Consider the following 18,999-nt stretch of genomic DNA (forward strand, 5'->3'; position numbering starts at 1 on the left):
CTTCTTACCTATATATTTTTATGACATTTTTCCAACCGTGATGTGCAGGTTCTGAAGTAATTTCCCATTGATCATGGTAGCTTTCCGTAAGTCGGGCTTTGATGTATTTCAGTCCCGTACCTTCTTGCCTTTGAGCTGAAGCTTGTTTTATAATCTCGGCGTAGGTTAAAAATGTGTAGCAATCATAAGTACCATTTGACTCAAAAAGGAGTTTGAATTTAACGCTGTTATCTTCTAGAGGTAGACTATGTGTAATTCCGTTTTCCAATAAGGTATGCAGAATTCCAGGAGGTATTTTTTGCTCAGAATCGATGCCATCCTCTTCCCAAGAATAGTTCACTTCTTTTCGGTATTCCATAATTTCTAAATGCGCACGGCAAAGGGCTATTTCTTGACTAATCGGTATTAAGGTTTGATTTTCTATCTGGTTCAGCAAGTCAAACTCCTTGGCCAGGGCCTCTATAAACAAGACACCTTTTTTAGGGGTTTCTTCTATCCAATCTATCAACGAAGTGAGCGTGTTCATAAGAAAGTGGGGCTGAATGTTCTTTTTAAGTAGCTCCAAGCGAAGGCGGGTAGATTGGACCAATGAATTTTCATAGGCCAATCGTTGTTCTTTGATTCGTAGGGAAAGCAAATACAACATGTTAAGCAGAATTAGACTAAAACCTGTGAAAAGACTAATGTTTAATGAAACATAATGGCGAATGAATATACAAAGGAGTAGGGTAAGCAACACCAGGAGAGCACCTTTTGCTTTTTTATAAACTCCAAAAGCTGCTATGCATAGGGAAAACAGCAATAAGATTAGCGTCATATTTAATATGGTGAGATCAAATAAGTGGTGTTCAATAGAGAATATAAACAAAAGAACAGCGGTGTAAATACCTAAGAAGAGTTTCCATTTGGGGTAGGGGAACTGCATGGAAAAATAGAGTGGAATCAAAAACGAAATACCGAACATTAGACTCGTAATAACTTCTAAACGTATAACGTGCAAGCTATAGTGAATTGGTATGGTTGTCCTAACAAAGTGGGTCATTGTCAAGCCAAAAAAGAGCAAACAACTGATGCTAAAAATAAGTGTGAGGTATTCTTTTTTATTTCCTAAGAATAGAAAAAGAAAATAGATGGATGCGATAAGAAAAGCTCCCGCAAAAACATGCATGTAGGAGTTTTGGATAAGTCGGTCGGTTAACAGATCATGGTAATCATCTATCCGCAACCCATAATTGCCGATGTGATCTGGATAATAGTAATTACTCAACCTCAAGGCCATAACATGTTCACCTTTATTGGTCAAATGGGTAGGAATGTTAAAGGTTATCCATAATTCGCCTTCAGGAGGTAAATCTGCCTCCTGTCCAGGGTTTCCGTTCTTACCGATTAAAACCCCGTCCCAAAATACTTCATACTCACCATAGGCTTCCAACCGAAGCCCATAGGGTTTTAAGGCTTCCGGAGATTTGTGAATATCAATCTTAGTTCTGGACCAGAATATCTGTCCATCTGGCACTAATTCTAAACGATTTCCCCATAACCTATCATTCAAGTCTTTGGCAGCCCATTCTGCCTGATCTCCTATTTGAAATACCGTCCTGTATCGCGTAAAAACTGGCTCCTCGTTTTGAGAGCAAGAGGTTACTAACAACAGAGGAAATATGAAAAGAATGTATAGTAGATGTCTCAAGCTTGTCTTGATGCAGTTAAAGGTGCAAGATAATCATTACAATCCGCCTCTTCGAGCAGTTCACTAGCGCATAGAGCAGTTGGGAAAATTTAGATTGAATTCATGAAAGAAAAATTCATCTTTTGTATAACAAATGCCATGAAAAACAATTGGTGCAGACAAACGAGTTTTTTATAGGAGTAAAAAGAAATGCTTTAACCAGAAAAGCAATCATACCGGTTATAAGAAAGTAAACATGAAATTTATGTATATGAAACACTTAAAACTCTCACTTATTTTGACCTTCCTGCCTGTCATTATTGCTTATGGCCAGAATAGTGAAATACCCAAATCAACATCATACGCGATTGGTTATACTTCATTAGAAACTGGTAACATAGAAATTTATTCAGGTGGTATAGAAGGTAAATTAACTAGTAAAAGTACCAATGAGAATGGTGGCTATGTTGCTTGGTCTCCCGATGGAAAGCGTATTGCTTTTTATTCAAAATATGATAAAAAGAAGACTTGGTCCATTCATACAATGAATAGTGATGGCACGGATAGAAAACGATTAACTCATTTAAAAAATAAATGGGATAATGCACCAGATTGGTCTCCTGATGGAACAAAAATTGTTTTTGCAAGAGCCTACAAAGATTCAGAAAGCGTCTGGCAACACGAAATTTGGATTATGAATTCAGATGGTAGCGAGCAGACTCAAATAAAGGGTCTAAAGGGAAGTAATCCTTATTTTACTCCAGATGGTAGAATTGTCTTTTCTCAGGAATTTGAAGATAAGAGCAATGCAATAAGTATCGCTGATGTTGATGGAAATAACATCATTCGGTTGACGAATAATAAAGGGACTCAAGAATGGCATCCAGATGTTTCTCCTGACGGAAAGCAAATTGCTTTTATGTCTGATAGAGATGGAAATTTTGAAATTTATGTGATGGATATAGATGGCTCCAATCAAAAACGATTAACATATAGTGATGCCCGTGATTCCATGCCTTCTTGGTCACCTGATGGCTCTCAACTAATTTTTCACACAAAAATGGGTGAAGACAGGAATGTTTACATGATGAATAAGGACGGTTCTTCCGTAAAAAAAATAATCTCAAATGGGGGACAAGCGGCGTGGTTAAAAATAGCACCTGCTAGCATTGCCCAACAAAGTCATAGCAAAGCACCAGTGGCTACAGCGGCCGAAGCCGAACTCTCTTTCCGAGATATTCCCTATCTCAAAAAAGCCTTTATCGATGTAACCCCAGCAGATAGAAAAGATGGTATTTCTGTGGGGGAATTAGGTGTCGATGGTGGAAATAAAGTCATGGTTCTTGAGCTGGCAAGGGACATCGCCGATAACAATGAAGATAAGTTTGACAGCTTTCACATAGTTTATAGGGATAAACTCTTGTTTGAATCCTATTATTTAAGAGGTAGAATCGATTTACCTCATTTCCAAGCGTCGGCAACCAAAGCATATACCTCAATGGCACTCGGTCGTGCAATCCAATTGGGATATCTGACCATGGCGGATCTTGACAAACCATTAATTAGCTTTCTAAAAGAATTAGATTCTACAAAATTTGTCGAAGGGGTAGAGCTGATTACTTTACATAAGGCGATGACCATGCGTGGGGGCCTTGGCATCACTAATGAACAACGGGAAGAATTCGAGAAAAATCCAGCTGTATTAAAAGGCCAGCGCATGGTGCAGGCCCTTCTGGAAAATAGTGCGCCCATTACCAAGGAATCCCAAGATTTTTTATACGGCAATTACAATCCAAGGATGGTTATGCAAGTTATTGAAGCCGTTGTGCCTAGTTCTGCAAAAGACTTCATTAAAAATGAACTCCTCAATAAATTGGGCATCACGGATTATGGTTGGAGAACTGAGATTAGTGATCTGCCAACTGCAGGGTGGGGATCTAGTATCACCTCCCGTGATATGGTGAAATTAGGTATCCTAGCTAAGAACAAAGGTAAATGGAATGGCGAACAACTGGTTCCGGAGGCTTTTCTCGCCAAAGCAACCAGCAGAATTCTCTTAACCGGCGATGATGATGTCTATGGTGGAGGTAAAGATGTTTCCAACCAAGGGTATGGTTACTACTGGTGGAATGCAGATTTAAAATACGGGAATAAAAGCTATTACAGTACATCTGCCCAAGGTGGTGGAGGACAATATATCATCTTGATTGAGGAGCTTGATTTAATGATTGTGGTTACTGCTCATAATAACGATAACCGCACCTTACAAATAATCGCAGAGCAGATTTTACCTGCATTTACCAAGAAATAATAATTAGTATCAAAATCTAAGAGATGAGAAAAACGTATTTTATTTTGATGTTTATAGGGACGCTATTATTAAATGCCTGTGGATCTGAAAATCAGAAAGAGAACGACAATGCTTCATCATCTGTGGAACTCTATTTTGGATTTAAACCACCAGGATTGGAAGCTAAACCCCTTGAATTAAATAATATGTCACAAAAAGGGTGGGAGCTAGGAGGTGTGAACGCTCCAAACATGAAAGAGTTTTACTTGACCTCTACTTTAGAGACACCTCTTCGCCCTATTGTTGTAAGTTTCCGCAAGGAAAACAGAGCTTGGAAGAAGTACGAGTTCTATGATACAGGTGGAGATGTTTTGTACTCGAAAGATAAATACATTGAACGAACCGAATCAGGGTGGTCAGCCATAAAAAGTCTTGGAGCTCCTTTTGACACGATTCCCATTATGCGTTTAACAGCTTCTTCCAAAGGAACTTTGGTTTTTGATGAAGCCACTAGAGATGGAAATGGTATTCTTCGTTATTCACGACTCATAAATGGCAAGCGTGAAGCACCAAAACCTTTTGATGCAACGATAAACACAGGTAAATGGACGGCTCATCCTTTCATTGCTCCAGATGAATCTTACATTATTTGGGATAGTGAGCGTGAAGGTGGGTATGGTGATAGTGATATGTATATCAGTTTTCGACAGTCAGATGGTTCATGGGGAGCTGCCATTAACTTCGGGGATAAGATAAACACAGATGGCGAAGACGGTGGAGGTTACGTAACGCCAGATGGAAAATATCTTTCCTATTGCCCCCGTTGCAGCCCACCCTATGATAGAATGTGGGTGGATGCAGAGATTATTGAAAAACTGAGACCAAAAATAGAAAAATGAGAAAATTGAAGTTATTTCTGGTGCTAGCCACAGCGGCGCTCCATGCGCTCCTTGCTCAGGAGAATCAAATTAAAGAAAATGCGGGGGTAGCGAGAACCTCTAATTTTGAATTGCCAAAGATTCAGGTTGTCCCAATAACGGATACTAATGCCAATAGACAATACGAACTTTATATTAAGCTACCAGAGGCGTATTCAGAAAGCAATGATAAATCGTATCCGGTAATTTATACAACCGATGCAATGTGGCACATGGAGATGTTATCTGGTTCCACAGAATACATGCTGGAAGATGTTATTCTAGTCGGAATTTCTTGGCAGAAAGACATCAATGATAGCCTGAAAAAAGAGTTTGGAGACCACGTAAGTCGATATAGGGATTATAGTTTTAGGAAACATGATAATCCTAAAATTCAAAAAAAAATACAGTTTGGACAAGCTAACAAACATTTAGACTTTATTCGTAATGATGTTATTACTTATGTTGACAATACGTATCGCACTGACCCAAATAGTCGTACCTATTTCGGTTATTCAATGGGTGGTGAATTTGGTGCTTATATATTATTGTCTCAACCTGATACCTTTAATAATTACATTCTTGGTAGTCCATCAATCAAAAATGAAGTTGAATATCTATCTGAACTTAATACGAAATTCGGAGCCTATGAAGCCTCAAAAAGAAACTCGAGTCTGAATGCCAATGTTTTCATTTCATATGGCTCATTGGAAGAAGCGATGATGGAGCCTATTGAGGCTTTTATTAAATTATTAAATGATAGAAGAGATGCGGGTTTAACCGTACTAAAAGAAGTGATTGATGGAAATCATGGAACTGCATTCCCTATGACCGCAGTTCGCAGTATTAGCTGGCTGGCACAACTGAATAAGCCCGTATTGGGAGGTCTTTATTTGGGGCAAAAACCACCTGGTTTCACTGCTATACCTTTTGCACCCGGAATTGTTAATACAGAACATCGGGAACTGAGTGGATTCTTTTCACCAGATTTAAAAGAGTTTTATTTTAATAGGAATGGGGGTAGCTACGAAAAGCACGCATTGGTTGTTTTTAAAAATATAGAAAATCAATGGAGCGAGTCGTATGTAATGCCCAGAATAGGAAGACCAGTGTTTTCACCTGACGGTAAGACCATGCATTTGGGAAAGAAATATATGGTACGTACCGAGACAGGTTGGTCTGAAGTGAAAAGTCTTGGTTCTTATTTCGATGACATTCGCATTATGCGCCTTACGTCTTCATCCAAGGGCACTTTTGTTTTTGATGAAGTAGGTTCTAAAGATGGAGATGGTGTTATTCGTTACTCTCGCTTAATTAATGGCAAGCGGGAAGCACCAAAACCATTTGGCAAAGAGATCAACACCGGCAAATTCAATGCGCACCCATTCATTGCACCTGATGAGTCCTATATGATATGGGATGGTGAAAGAGCGAGCGGTTATGGTGATTCTGACCTCTATATCAGCTTTCAAGAGAAAGATGGTTTATGGGGTGAGGCCATTAATTTGGGAAGTAGTATAAATACAGAAGCTTGGGAGTCAACCGCGTTTGTGACGCCCGATGGAAAATATCTTTTCTTCAATAGAAATGTGGGCTCATCCGATTACGAAAATATAGATATCTTTTGGGTAGATGCTAAGGTGATTGAAGATCTTAGGCCCAAGCCATAAAACTCGGATGAAGTCCCATAGGTACATGGAAGTAATCTGCTGATAACCAGTATCATTTTGACTTCCCAATTCAATACTTTATTTTAATTGTCAACGTTACATATATATGTAACGTTGATACACTAAGTGCTAAAATGGATAATTATGGCCCCACACACCTCAAATCTGTTTTCCAAGATAGCTTTACCATTAAAGAACGCTTACCAATGGTTAGATACAACACCGAAATTGGTATTGTTGTTTCTTTTATCCATTCTGTTGAGCTGTAACAATTCACTGGAACCCGTGTCGTCTGAAGAAGAAATTGATCCAGGCAATGAAATTGTGGATTCAGGAGATGCTGCTCTCAATTATAGAAACAACTGTGGAGGTTGCCATGGACAAGACCTTGGCTCATTTGTGGAACGCGAGTGGGCCTACGGCAATGCTCAGGACGATGTTATAAATTCCATAACCGATGGATACGCGAGCAATGGTATGCCAGCATACGGGTCTGCTTTAAGTGCGCAAGCAATCGAGGATTTGACCACTTTTATACTTACCGAGATTGATGGGAAAACCAAAGCGATGTTGGAGGAGGAGAACCCTGATTTATCAGGCTTAATCTCATCCGATGACCTTACATTTCGACTGGAAACCCTAACCGATGAGATTCCAGGCATTCCTTGGGGAATAGCACAATTGCCCACTGGCGAAATTTTAGTGACCGAGCGTGGGGGAGGGTTATTTTTGGTTAATAATGACAAGCAACTGACAGCAATTACCGGTGTCCCAGCTGTGGTTTCACAAGGGCAGGGGGGACTGTTGGATGTGCTGATACATCCAGATTTTGAAAACAATGCATTTGTGTATCTATCCTATTCCCGGGCTAACCCCAATAATGCATCCGAGCGGACCACTGCAGTGGCAAGGGGTAGGTTAGAGGGCAACAACTTGGTTCAAGTGGAGAACATATTTACGGCACTTCCGTATCTTGGTAGTACCCATCACTATGGCTCAAGACTAGAATTTGATAACGATGGCTACCTATATGTTTCTGTGGGTGATCGAGGATTCAGAGAGGTTTATCCTCAGGAATTGGACAATGCTATCGGAAAAATACACCGTATCCATGACGATGGTCAAATCCCTACCGATAATCCATTTTATAATACAGCAGGAGCAGTCAATTCAATTTTCACCTACGGCACACGTAATCCCCAAGGCATGAGCTTGCACCCGGAAACCGGAGCGCTTTGGGAAGGTGAGCATGGGCCTCAGGGCGGTGATGAGATCAATATTTTGGAAGCTGGGAACAACAATGGTTGGCCGGTTATTTCATACGGTATCAATTATGATGGCACCATATTTACAGATCTTACTGCATTGGCTGGCATGGAACAACCCATATACTATTGGACCCCTTCCATTGCTCCTTGCGGAATGACATTTGTGTCTGGCAATTTTTATGGAAATTGGAGAAATGATTTGTTCGTCAGCTCGCTCAAATTCGAATACCTCCATCGTTTACAAATGAATGGCAACGAGGTTATTGGCCATGAAACGCTTGTGGATGGTATAGGCAGGGTACGCGACGCACATATGGGTATAGATGGGTATCTGTACATCGTTGTAGAGGGCCCTGGTAGACTTATACGCTTGGTACCTGAACAATAGCGCCCAACTTTATTTGATTGAGAATAATGAAGAAAAAATTATTCTTCACAAACTAGATGATTGAAGGGATGTGAAAGTGTATGGAACGGAAACGGTAGTACACTATTTATTTTGGTTTATAAATTGTAGTACTTCCTCGGCAAACTGGTTTGGTTCACTAAACATGGGTGAGTGTCCGGATCTTTCAAAAAACACAAGCTTTTTGTCACTGGAACCTAAATTATCAAAAGCTTCCTGGGCATAGAATTCTGGAACGACCATATCATGCCTTCCCCAAAGAATCAAAGAAGGAATGGTAATCTCTGAAAGTCTTTCAGTGAAGGACAATTCGCCAATGATATCTTCGTCCAAGATGGATTGAATTTTTAATAAGTTCCAGATAAAAGTGAGTACATTATAATCCGAAACCTTAACGTTTCCATTTTCTGCATTGTTAATTATTCCGTCATCATTCAGATATTCTTCAGCATCAAACGCAAGGGTATTCAAAATGGCAAAATCGTCAAGACTCACTTCATCCGCATCTACCTTATCCAGTTCATCATAAACCGACTCCCAAAAGAGAACACTATTTTCAAGTTCAATTTGAGCGGCCGCTACGCGCTCAAAGTTTCGTATGTACTCAAAATAGAGGTCTTTTGGGTTGTGGCTGCCATCCACGTTGATCCAACCCAAAAATTCACTTTGGTCTTTCAATAAGGTAGCCGGGCCCAATGCGCCTCCCCAGCTATGTCCCAATAAAAAGAACCGAGAATCATTACCATAAATACGCTTTATAACTTTAACCAAGGCGAGTACATCCTCGGCCATTACATCAATCGTAACGTCATCTTCGGAATAATTTCCCTGTGACATTCCAGAACCTCGTTGGTCAAAATATACCACACCATAGTTATCCTCTATCTGATTAAATGCATTTCCCCTAAAACCTAATCCTAAACCGCCTGGGCCACCGTGTAAGGTGATAAGGAATATCTTTTCATTGGCATTCCCTTTGATATAAGCTGGCATATCGGCACCTTTATGACGTACAAAAACTGTAGCATCAAGATTACTTAGCGTATGATCATTAGAACAGGCATTGACCAACAATGTGGCTATTGCCAGAAATCCTATTTTGATATTATTGGCAAGTGATTGCATCATTGTTTTTTATTTTTAAAATTGAACCGGAAACCATATTGCAACGAAAAGGTAGGCAAGGCTCCTGAATTGTATGGTGTTCTTAGGGTGTAGTTGATATTGAAATAGCTGCCAGAACGTACTTTTCCTTTGCGATGTTTGCCTATTCCAACAGATAACGAGGGTGCATAATATCCGCGTCCTGGCAAGAAAACCTTATCGACCGAATCGCCATTGACCTCGTAGGTCTCAGGTAAAAAAGAACGATAATATCCTAAAGGATTTAGCTCGATGTTAAACTGTTTTCCCTTTTTATTGGTACGGCGCCAGGTAAGTCCGAAATTAGTGTAGGCCCCAGTATCCGTTTTTGATGAAAAGTTAGTTACAAACCCCAAATTTCCATTAAATAGGAACTGATGGGTATTGGTTCGCTCTTTATCGTTACGGGTTTTTGTTTTTTCGTTTTCTTTCCATAGGTATTCTGCGCCTACTGACAGGCCATTGCTCCAAAACACAGTCCCCACTAACCCCACTTTAAATTCAGTTCTGTCCAAAAAAGATTCTGGGAGTTCGGTGTTTGTCGTTTTCTTTTTTGATTTGATTTGCCCGTAGCTAAAGACGGTGAATAGGAATAGACAAAGTAAGAGTAACCGTAATTTACGTCTCATATGTTTGATTGATGGAAGACAAAAATATCTTTACAAAAACCAATTACCGTTAAAGATTGTGTAATTAAAACTTAAGGAATAGATAAAAAACAGCTGAACTAATTACTCTTTCCATTGTTTGCATATATTTTACTTGGGAGTGGATACTTTATAATTCGACTGCGCTCAGCACGGGTACCACGTCAAATGTATCATAATTTATATTATGTAAAATAGAAATTATAAGAATCAATCATCCCCCATTTGTGATTCTATATTATGACATGATCAATACAGGAACATTTAGTTTTCGTATCACCTGTTTTGCATTACCACTTTGAAAACTTAATTCGCCTTTTGAAGTTTTGGGAATGCAAAGTAATTTTGTGTTCGTTCGATCCACATATGAGGCAATTGCATCCAATGCATGTGCTCCTTCTGAAAAAACGTAGGAAACGGTGTTTTCCAAATCTGTTTTTTCTTTGTGTTCCATTTGGGAATCCTTTATACTGAATATACGCACCGGTGCACTGCTTTGTCCCTTTAAATCATTGATTATTTCAAAATCACTTCCTTTTAGGTCATCGAATACCCCTAAGGAGATATCTTCAAATGAATGAAAATTATGCCCTTCATCCATTATCAACACATTAACCTTATCATTTATAGATTTGATGAATCTTGATTTTTTCTTTGAAAGTACTAGAATATCCGGTTTAGCATCAGCAACATACTCTTTCAACTTATTTTTTATATTTCCGTAGGTCATTTGAACCGAAATAGGATAACTTTCACTTTCACTAACTTCTTCCGCTATTTTGGTAACCTTGGCCTTTGAATCACGCCTATCCTCATTAATAGCTCGCATCGCTGATAGTTGGTTGTCATATTTAACCACATCGACAGGAGTTTTCACAAAAAACACTTCTACCGTCCCATTTATGATTTTGGCTAATTGAACCGCATTGGTCAATACTGCTTCCGATGTGTTGGACAAATCCATCAATACGGATAAGCGATATTTTGAAGGGTTGTTTTTAGTTTTCATAGTTGCTGTTTTTTTAATTGTTGCACATCAAAACCGACATGAGTACACTTAAATATAACACGAATACTGTTAATTTACAGTGGTTTAACTTTTAATTAATAAAAATGTCAGGTGAAAAAAGGAGACTCTTTAAGAATCTCCTTTTACTATTCTAAAGCCTAAAGTGGTTAAAAAGTCTCCTTAAGGAGTATTTGCAGACTTTCCCATGACTTTTTGTCCGCATCTGCATCATATACCAATGGCAATTGGAATTTTTCACCATTTACATCCGCATCTTTACTTGTAAAACTATGTTTTACCCCGGGATAGGAAACATATTCGTATTTCGCTTGGATTGAATCCATGGCAGTCTTAAATGCGACAACGGATTCAGGGCTAACAAATGGGTCATCCGCACCATTGCATACCAAAACCCTCGCCTTAAGCCCCTTATTTGGCATTACGGGAAGTTGCACCCCACTATGAAATGCAGCCACGGCATCTAAATCGGCACCGGAGTTGGCCATGGTAAGCGCAACACTACCTCCAAAACAATAACCTATTGCGGCTATTTTTTCTTCATCAACGGATTCTTGTTTTTTTAAGAGTTCCAAAGCTGCATTGAATCGAGCCTTTGCTTCAGGTAAATTGGTCATTACACTCATGGCAAATTTTCCGGCATCATCTGGGTGGTTTGCTTGCTTTCCATCGCCATACATATCAATAGCCATTGCAGTATACCCTAATTCGGCGAGCATGTCCGCACGTTTTCTGACGTAATCGTTGTGCCCCCACCATTCATGTACAATCAATATTCCAGGCCGTTTTTTCTGATTATTTTCATCAAAAGAAACATAGCCCTTGAGATTTGTAGAGTCCGAAGCATAGGTAACCTCCTCCCCTTTTACTTTTACTGGCAGTTCTTGGTTGCTTTGCTCTGTATTGTTTTTATTTTCAGATTTCTGTTTGCAGGACGTTGTGACAATTAAAAATGCACACAACATGAAGGTGATAAAAGCTTTCATGGTATCAAATTTTAAAATGAACCTAAAGATAACCAAAGATGAACAATGCCACTTTGTTTTGCACCTATCCAGTATGACTAAAACAGATGTTTTAGCTTTTTAACCCATTTTACGGGAATGGTATATGGAGCGTATCGAATTGGAATGTCTATCCAATTGGGCTTTCTTATTATTGCTTTTTCATGAGAGAACAAGTCGAAGGAGTGTTTACCATGATATCCTCCAATTCCGGACTGCCCTACCCCTCCAAATGGTAATTTCTTGTTGGTGATCTGCATAACAACATCATTGATGACACCTCCCCCAAAACTATTGGAATTGATCATCCGTTTCTGAAATTTCTTGTTTGTTGAAAATACATAAAGTGCCAACGGCTTCCCGTAGCGGGATATGTGTTGATGGATATCCTCTTCGGATGAATAGGATAGTATTGGAAGTATTGGCCCAAAAATCTCTCCTTGCATAAGTTCGCTTTCCACCTTTGGTTCATCTATCAATGTGGGCTCTATAAATTGTTCTGTATCCGCGTAATTCCCTCCGAACAAAATGTTTTGCCTATCCAGCTTACTTTTTAAGCTATTGTAATGGTCAGAGGTAACTATTCTGGCAAAATCCTTTGATTTTTGTATGTCCTCGCCATAAAAGGTGGTGATGTGATGCTTCAATTCTTTTATCAAGGTTTCTTTTACGGATGCATGGACCAAAATATAGTCGGGAGCAATACAGGTTTGCCCAGCATTTAAAAATTTTCCCCATACAATTCGCTTTGCAGCAAGCTTAATGGATGCAGTCCCATCAACAATACAGGGATTTTTACCACTTAATTCCAAAGTAACCGGGGTAAGTTTTTCGGCGGCACTTCTATAGATGATCTTACCCACTCGTGAACTTCCTGTAAAGAAGATATAATCCCATTTCTCGGACAAAAGTGATTGTGAAACTTCCACTCCTCCTTCAACAACGGTTACATATTCGGGTGGAAATACATTTTTAATGATATCCGCTATGATTCGTGATGTGTGCGAAGATAGCTCTGAAGGTTTGAGCAGTACTGTATTCCCTGCGGCCAAGGCTCCGATTAGTGGAGATATGGAAAGTAAAACGGGATAATTCCATGGGGCAATAACCAATACATTTCCATAGGGCTCTTTATAGATATAGTCTGAAGAAGGAAAGTTTCCCAGTGTTGGACTTGCTTTGGTAGGTTCACTCCAAAAAGCTACGTTCTTCAATGCATGCTTTAGTTCAGAAAGAACCAATTGGGTTTCAGTGGCAAGCGCTTCAAACTTTGGTTTTTTAAAATCAGCATATAAGGCATCACAGATGTCATCTTCCCTTAAAACTAATTCCTTTTGTAAAAGCTTTAGGTATTTTTTCCGAAATCCAACATCCTTTGTCTTCTGTCCAGCAAAGAATTCACGTTGTCTTTTTACCAAATCTCCTATCATAAATACCTGTCCTTTTGAATATCAGCAACAAAAAAATAGTTAATACTACAAATATAGGATATATAGGAAATGGCTCCGCTGGATTACATCCAACAAAAAAGCACCGGAATTACCCGATGCTTATATTTTAAGAAATTATGTTTTTATAAAGTTACTTCCTGAGTATTTCCGTTTGGAAAAACAAGGGTAGCAACATTATCACAGGTACCATCACCAAAATCAATTGTAATGGTAAGCCCGTTTTTATTTACATCCATGCTTCCTGAGGTTAAATACTCACAACCAAAATTACCCGCTAAATCGGTAATGGTCTCAACAATGTAGGTGTTTCCATCAGCTTCTACCTGCCAAGTTCCTGAAAGAGTGAATATGCTTGTCTCTAAATTTTCACCAAAGGTGAATGAAAAAACCTTCGTGCCATTTTCTGAAATAACACTTTCATCTTCCATCTCAACAGACATATTGCTAACTACAGTGAAAGCGATTGTACCTTGTTCAATATCACTACCCAAAGTGTAGCTTCGTGTTCCGTTAAGTTTTAGGGTTCCTACATAAAAGTCAACATAAGTCGCCGTAAACGCAGAAGTTTCGTTTTCAAGATTGTATGTTACCGTCAATGTGCCATTTATGTTTTCAGTTCCATTCAGCACACAATTGTTGAACGTTACCGTGTAGCCAGTTTGGGTGTATTCGGCCGAATAACATTCATTTGACACGCCTGTAGATTTGCTAGCTGTTGCATCCAAAGTAAACAGTTCTGCCAAGGCGCTATCTACGGCACCAGCAGCGTCATCAGTTTCTAAAATGATTTGAAGTTCTGTTTGGGAAAGCTCTACTTCTCCATTGTATGAATTTGCATCTTCGCTACATCCTTGCAAGAAGAGAAGAGCGAAAGCGGTAATTGACAATGCATGGATTATTCTAGTTAGTCCATTCATGATACTAAAGTTATGGGGTTATGCTCCACTAACGGTAAGCGGGCTTTTTTAGTGTGCATTTCTTTGTTTTATCGATGAATTGCTTCCTAGAAAACAACACAAACGCCCCCATGTTTTACTTTAAATTACTTCAACAATATCTGTTTGATCAGCACTGAACTGCATTCGTTTTCCAGACCAATATGAAGCAGCAGCCAAATGGGAAGGTTTAACGGCGTTTAGTCCCACATCAATAGGCGCTGTGAGCTGTGCTCCCGTTTTAATGGCATCAAAAAAGTTTTTGACATGTGCATGGGTAAGATTTTCATCATTTTGGAAAATAACCGGTTCACCTTTATGCGGTGTATAGATGTATCCAGCCCGAAAGAGTTCCAATTGACCTTCTGTACCATGAAAAAGAACAGAGTCGTGTTTGTTTTTTACAGGCATAACGCTACATTCAAAAGTAAAATTCCATCCTGCCTTATATTTAATAATGGTATTGACCGTATCTGGATTGGTTCTGTCATCTTTTAGGTGATAGATACCTCCTGTTGTAACTGCATCTAAAGGATTTGTATCATCCATCATCCATTGGGCGACATCACCCCAATGGGTCAAAAGATCAGATAGAATTCCAGTACCGTATTCCTTATAATGGCGCCATCCATCGTATCTTGGCCAGTAGTAATCCATTTTTTGTGAAGGTCCAAGAAAGGTATCCCATTTGAAGTTTTTTGGCATTGGTCGCTGTTGCAACTGGCGCCTTTGCCAGCCAAAATTGCTCCAAACTGCCCTAACAAAAACCATATCCCCCAGTTTTTTGGAACCTCCAAAGAATTCTTCTTTTACTCTTTGATACATCTGTCCGCTGCGCTGTTGTGTTCCTGTTTGGCACACTACCCCACTATTGGCTACTGCTTCTTTTAGCATAGGACCTTCGTTATAATGTAAGGTCACCGGTTTTTCCAAGAGTAGGTGCTTCCCAGCCGCTAAAATTCGGATCGCGTAATTTTTATGTAAATGGTCAGGTGTGGCCAACAATATCGCATCAACAGCATCATTGGATAATACTTCCTCCAAATCATAGGTCATTGGAATTTTGCCCAACTCCAAATATTCCGTTGTTCTTTTTACTTGTTCATCCCAAACATCGCAAAACATTACCGGTCTTATCTGATTGGTCTTCAACATCTCTCCCAACACCCATCTACCCCGTCTCCCTGCTCCTACAACTGCAAGGCCTATTTTATCATTGGACCCAAGAATATTTCCATAAGATGCTGCAGTTAATGCCACTGCTCCTGTTCCTATTATAAAATCTCTTCTCTTCACTTTATTTAGTTAGAAATTAGTCGGTAGCAGGTGTTGTATGAAGTAATTCCATGCCGATAGAAGTTCTTGGTTTAAAACCCTTCCAATTTCCCGTATTTGCATCAGGTTCAAGGTCTAAGTACTCGGCATAATCCATTTCCTGTAAATGAATTCCCAAGAATGCGGTTATAAAATGTTGGTTCACATTATTGATACGGCGCATATCCCAAACGGAATCCGCGTATCTTAAATATTCATCAATATGAAGTCCAGGTTTCATGGTATCTGGAACAGGTGGGTTTGGAGCTACATTATGTCTTGCATTTATATAGGTCAACAAATAGCGATCACTGTTTATTGCTCCTTCATAGATTGCTTTAATTCCTTTTTCATATCCAGATATGTCATCTTGACTACCCGCAACAAAAAGCGTTGGGGTTTTTAAGCCCGCCAATCCCATAGTATCCCAAACCCCATTGGTCATACCCCAAGGCGCAAGGGCAACAAAGGCTTTGATTCGTTGGTCAATTGAACTTTTATATGCTTCATTGTCCATGCCTCTTTTATCCAAAGCATCGCTTCCTCCTGTCATGGATTTAAAAAAGCCAATTGCAGCGGCACTATATCCAGCTCCGCAGGTATTGAGACCACCATATCCACCCATGGAATAACCTATTAATCCCGTTTTGGAAGTATCGACCAATCCGGCTAAAAAGCTATCGCTTGAAGGAGATGCGAGTTTTTCAATTTCATTAAGCACAAATAATTGATCAAGAGATCTATTTGCCAATGTACTGGTGAAGTTGGCCGCATCTTTATAGGTTGAATCTGTATGGTCAATAGAAACGACCACATATCCTTTTGAAGCCAAATTTTCAGCCAAATAGGTAAATAGAAAACGGGAACCTACATATCCATGGGATAAAATAACAAGCGGATATTTTTTTTCAGTTTTTACAATTAAAGCGTTTCGTAAAGCTCTTCCTTTAAATTTAAAAGGTACAAGGGGGCGTTCCGCTCTTCCATTTGTTCCCAATACCTGTGTATAGGTTTCAATTTCATCAACATTCTGTGGAATTGTAGCTGGATACCATACTTCCACCGTAATGGGGCGGTCGTACAATTGACCTTTTCCGTCTTTGATGCTAAGAATGTCCAATTGATTTTTATTGACCAAATCCAGTGTCTGAACCCCTACTCCATTATCTCCTCTGGCAGAAAGTTCTGGGGCATCGGGAAGGGCGTCTCCAACTAGAAAATTTTCTTGGGAGAATGTACTTTGGTGAACGGTAAAAAATGCTAGCGTAAAAAAGAAGGAAAGAAATTTCATGGAAAGAATTTAGAATTATGGTGTCAATTTCCTAAAAATAGCGATTTTTTATGCGAAAAGTTCAATTGGAAACACTCCTTTGTCAATCGGCGGTGGTTGTAAAGCTGAGTAATTACAAAATTGCTTTACTTTACAATAAAAAATGGCTTATGAATCTTATTAAAAAAGTACCCCTTCTTGTTTGTTTTGTATTGCTTTTATTTTCTTGTAGCATCGATGATGGTGAACAAGGAATAGACCCACCCAATTTTGATGTTATTGGTCTTTGGGATTTGGTTGAAGTGAATGTGAATCCAGCGCAGGATATTAATATGGATGGTACGGCTTCTACCAACTTAATTGACGAAATGGATTGTATTTCTGGAACATTATTGATTGACGGAGATTTGGTCTGGACCTATGAACAGACAGATATCGCCGTTTCACCGATTACCAACAATCAATATGTTGTTACCTGTCTGGAAAGTGTTACTGCCACGGGCACCTGGTTTTCAGATGAAGTTGAGGCAACTTTTGATGGAAATTCAGTGTTGACAGCATTACAGATTGATGGTGAGTTGTTAGTCAATCAATTGGGTCAAGACTTGCCGGGTATTCAAAGTTACGTGTATGAGCGACGGATTGTAAATTAAATTTGTTGCCCTTTTTAACATGGAATAGCCCTTGCCTTGCATATATTTGAAAAGTTATGAGCAGAGTAGTATTTCTTTTAATCGGTCTTTTTCTTTCGCAGCTTCAGGCTCAAGTAAACCCTATTAAGATTGTTGAAAAACCATCCAATAATAGGATGACCTTTTTTGCTGTAAACGAAACCCAAACTGATTATGACGTTCTTTTTGAAGTGAAAGGAAAAAATTTCAGACAAAGTGCCGCAAAACCAAGATGGATAAGGGTTCCCGCAACATCTAAGGTGCACCTAAAAACTGTTATTCTTTTTAGGGATAAAAAACCGGTTTTCACAAAAAGCTTGAAAGTAAATGATAGTCTATCAAAGAGGGCGTTAAAGAAAGAGTTTGAAATTCTGGATATTCCACCTCCTAAAATCAAACCAAGAAAACAGATTACGATTTATACTACCAATACTTGTGTTGCATGTGATAGTATTGTAGCAAAACTTACCGTGGATAATCTTATTTTCAGAAGCATTAATTTGAACGAGAAGCCGGAGGTGAAAAATCAATTAAGCAAGTTTATTGCAAAGTCTCCAGAAGAAATGGATTCTATCTCTAGCCCAATAATCAGCCTAGGTGGGAAACTATATAGTTGGATAGCTTCTTATGAACAATTGCAGGAAGAATTGAACAGGGAATGATTTATCAAAGCTTTTGCGCAATGATTACCCACATTTGTTTGTCTTCTTCCCATTCCCATTTCCCATGATTTTCTATTTCTGATATAATTTTGAACCCCGCTTGCTTTAGTTCTTCTCTAACATTGCCAATGCTCAACGAATGGGCCGCTACCTGTTCCTTTCTCGATTTTCCCTTTACTCTTTTTTTTAATTTTTCCAGTATCATGATTTTTCCATTGGATTTCAAGGAATTTTTTACGAGCCGTAATACTTTTTCATGGGCGTCTATTTCATGATAGGTGTCAATAATGTACACAATATCCAATTCGCTTTTGGGTAGTTTAGGATCATCATAATCGCCTAAAATGGTAATTATACTCGTGTGTCCTCGTTTGTTTGCATTACTGCGTAGTGTCTCCAATCGGTCATTTCTTACATCCACGGCATAAACCCTTCCATCCTTTAAGACCTTTTTTGCCAAATGTATGCTCAAATACCCTTCATGGCAGCCTATATCCGCCACTCTGTCACCGACTTTTATTCCCGATAGATTTAATAAATAATCGGTTTTCATCCATTGATCTCGTTCCGACCAATCTGCTTCCGTATACTGTGCTGTAAGTGAAGCTATTGAAGTTATGATTGTAAATAGGACGGAAAAGATATGTTTCATATA

16 protein-coding genes are annotated in these 18,999 nt (G+C 39.1%); 6 read left to right on the forward strand and 10 right to left on the reverse strand.

From position 1 onward, the window contains the following. Window positions 1-4 precede the first annotated feature (4 nt). Window positions 5-1,690, reverse strand: coding sequence for a histidine kinase (locus AAY42_RS03700; protein WP_139063638.1), 1,686 nt, complete (start codon window positions 1,688-1,690; stop codon window positions 5-7). Window positions 1,691-1,940: 250 nt separating this feature from the next. Between AAY42_RS03700 and AAY42_RS17905 the strand changes: the two genes are divergently transcribed. From AAY42_RS17905 to AAY42_RS03725, 4 genes are all read left to right on the forward strand, one after another. Continuing rightward, on the forward strand, window positions 1,941-3,980 hold the full coding sequence (locus AAY42_RS17905; RefSeq protein WP_175288719.1) for a serine hydrolase: 2,040 nt from the start codon (window positions 1,941-1,943) through the stop codon (window positions 3,978-3,980). A 23-nt stretch (window positions 3,981-4,003) separates the two neighbouring features. Then, window positions 4,004-4,858 (forward strand): PD40 domain-containing protein, encoded by an 855-nt coding sequence (locus AAY42_RS03710; protein ID WP_139063642.1) that lies wholly within the window; start codon window positions 4,004-4,006, stop codon window positions 4,856-4,858. Then, the gene (locus AAY42_RS18395) at window positions 4,855-6,546 is read left to right on the forward strand and encodes an alpha/beta hydrolase-fold protein (RefSeq protein WP_082433316.1); all 1,692 of its coding nucleotides are present in this window, start codon (window positions 4,855-4,857) and stop codon (window positions 6,544-6,546) included. The genes AAY42_RS03710 and AAY42_RS18395 overlap by 4 nt, the downstream gene beginning before the upstream one ends. Before the next feature lie 144 nt (window positions 6,547-6,690). Then, window positions 6,691-8,202, forward strand: coding sequence for a PQQ-dependent sugar dehydrogenase (locus tag AAY42_RS03725; protein WP_055392653.1), 1,512 nt, complete (start codon window positions 6,691-6,693; stop codon window positions 8,200-8,202). A 102-nt stretch (window positions 8,203-8,304) separates the two neighbouring features. Here the strand turns inward: AAY42_RS03725 and AAY42_RS03730 are convergent, their stop codons facing one another. The 8 genes from AAY42_RS03730 to AAY42_RS03765 form a co-directional block, all read right to left on the reverse strand. Continuing rightward, window positions 8,305-9,348, reverse strand: a complete 1,044-nt coding sequence (locus tag AAY42_RS03730) for an alpha/beta fold hydrolase (protein ID WP_055392654.1) — start codon at window positions 9,346-9,348, stop codon at window positions 8,305-8,307. Continuing rightward, window positions 9,345-9,992: a hypothetical protein gene (locus tag AAY42_RS03735; protein ID WP_055392655.1), complete on the reverse strand. Its 648-nt coding sequence runs from the start codon at window positions 9,990-9,992 to the stop codon at window positions 9,345-9,347. The genes AAY42_RS03730 and AAY42_RS03735 overlap by 4 nt, the downstream gene beginning before the upstream one ends. Window positions 9,993-10,248: 256 nt before the next feature. Next, window positions 10,249-11,019, reverse strand: coding sequence for a universal stress protein (locus tag AAY42_RS03740; RefSeq protein ID WP_055392656.1), 771 nt, complete (start codon window positions 11,017-11,019; stop codon window positions 10,249-10,251). A gap of 167 nt (window positions 11,020-11,186) precedes the next feature. Beyond that, the gene (locus AAY42_RS03745; RefSeq protein WP_055392657.1) at window positions 11,187-12,023 is read right to left on the reverse strand and encodes a dienelactone hydrolase family protein; all 837 of its coding nucleotides are present in this window, start codon (window positions 12,021-12,023) and stop codon (window positions 11,187-11,189) included. A gap of 77 nt (window positions 12,024-12,100) precedes the next feature. Next, entirely contained in the window at window positions 12,101-13,471 is a 1,371-nt protein-coding gene (locus tag AAY42_RS03750) for an aldehyde dehydrogenase (protein ID WP_055392658.1), read from the reverse strand. Between the two features lie 143 nt (window positions 13,472-13,614). Further along, on the reverse strand, window positions 13,615-14,409 hold the full coding sequence (locus tag AAY42_RS03755) for a hypothetical protein (RefSeq protein WP_055392659.1): 795 nt from the start codon (window positions 14,407-14,409) through the stop codon (window positions 13,615-13,617). 120 nt (window positions 14,410-14,529) lie between these two features. Next, the gene (locus AAY42_RS03760; RefSeq protein WP_055392660.1) at window positions 14,530-15,723 is read right to left on the reverse strand and encodes a Gfo/Idh/MocA family protein; all 1,194 of its coding nucleotides are present in this window, start codon (window positions 15,721-15,723) and stop codon (window positions 14,530-14,532) included. 16 nt (window positions 15,724-15,739) lie between these two features. Further along, a complete protein-coding gene (locus AAY42_RS03765; RefSeq protein ID WP_055392661.1) occupies window positions 15,740-17,032 on the reverse strand; it encodes an alpha/beta hydrolase family protein in 1,293 nt (430 codons plus the stop codon). Window positions 17,033-17,181: 149 nt separating this feature from the next. Between AAY42_RS03765 and AAY42_RS03770 the strand changes: the two genes are divergently transcribed. Next, entirely contained in the window at window positions 17,182-17,664 is a 483-nt protein-coding gene (locus AAY42_RS03770) for a hypothetical protein (RefSeq protein ID WP_139063643.1), read from the forward strand. Window positions 17,665-17,720: 56 nt separating this feature from the next. Then, complete coding sequence (locus tag AAY42_RS03775; protein ID WP_055392663.1) at window positions 17,721-18,344, forward strand: glutaredoxin domain-containing protein; 624 nt, start codon at window positions 17,721-17,723, stop codon at window positions 18,342-18,344. 4 nt (window positions 18,345-18,348) lie between these two features. Here AAY42_RS03775 and AAY42_RS03780 read toward each other — a convergent pair whose 3' ends face one another. Next, on the reverse strand, window positions 18,349-18,996 hold the full coding sequence (locus AAY42_RS03780) for a class I SAM-dependent methyltransferase (protein ID WP_055392664.1): 648 nt from the start codon (window positions 18,994-18,996) through the stop codon (window positions 18,349-18,351). Window positions 18,997-18,999: the final 3 nt, after the last annotated feature.

This window comes from Flagellimonas eckloniae (assembly GCF_001413955.1).
Lineage (GTDB): Bacteria > Bacteroidota > Bacteroidia > Flavobacteriales > Flavobacteriaceae > Flagellimonas > Flagellimonas eckloniae.

Bases quoted from the DNA above. Each gene is read 5' to 3' on its own strand.
- AAY42_RS17905 (WP_175288719.1), top strand. From the start codon at position 1,941: ATGAAACACTTAAAACTCTCACTTATTTTGACCTTCCTGCCTGTCATT.
- AAY42_RS03710 (WP_139063642.1), top strand. From the start codon at position 4,004: ATGAGAAAAACGTATTTTATTTTGATGTTTATAGGGACGCTATTATTA.
- AAY42_RS18395 (WP_082433316.1), top strand. From the start codon at position 4,855: ATGAGAAAATTGAAGTTATTTCTGGTGCTAGCCACAGCGGCGCTCCAT.
- AAY42_RS03725 (WP_055392653.1), top strand. From the start codon at position 6,691: ATGGCCCCACACACCTCAAATCTGTTTTCCAAGATAGCTTTACCATTA.
- AAY42_RS03730 (WP_055392654.1), bottom strand. From the start codon at position 9,348: ATGATGCAATCACTTGCCAATAATATCAAAATAGGATTTCTGGCAATA.
- AAY42_RS03735 (WP_055392655.1), bottom strand. From the start codon at position 9,992: ATGAGACGTAAATTACGGTTACTCTTACTTTGTCTATTCCTATTCACC.
- AAY42_RS03740 (WP_055392656.1), bottom strand. From the start codon at position 11,019: ATGAAAACTAAAAACAACCCTTCAAAATATCGCTTATCCGTATTGATG.
- AAY42_RS03745 (WP_055392657.1), bottom strand. From the start codon at position 12,023: ATGAAAGCTTTTATCACCTTCATGTTGTGTGCATTTTTAATTGTCACA.
- AAY42_RS03750 (WP_055392658.1), bottom strand. From the start codon at position 13,471: ATGATAGGAGATTTGGTAAAAAGACAACGTGAATTCTTTGCTGGACAG.
- AAY42_RS03755 (WP_055392659.1), bottom strand. From the start codon at position 14,409: ATGAATGGACTAACTAGAATAATCCATGCATTGTCAATTACCGCTTTC.
- AAY42_RS03765 (WP_055392661.1), bottom strand. From the start codon at position 17,032: ATGAAATTTCTTTCCTTCTTTTTTACGCTAGCATTTTTTACCGTTCAC.
- AAY42_RS03770 (WP_139063643.1), top strand. From the start codon at position 17,182: ATGAATCTTATTAAAAAAGTACCCCTTCTTGTTTGTTTTGTATTGCTT.
- AAY42_RS03775 (WP_055392663.1), top strand. From the start codon at position 17,721: ATGAGCAGAGTAGTATTTCTTTTAATCGGTCTTTTTCTTTCGCAGCTT.
- AAY42_RS03780 (WP_055392664.1), bottom strand. From the start codon at position 18,996: ATGAAACATATCTTTTCCGTCCTATTTACAATCATAACTTCAATAGCT.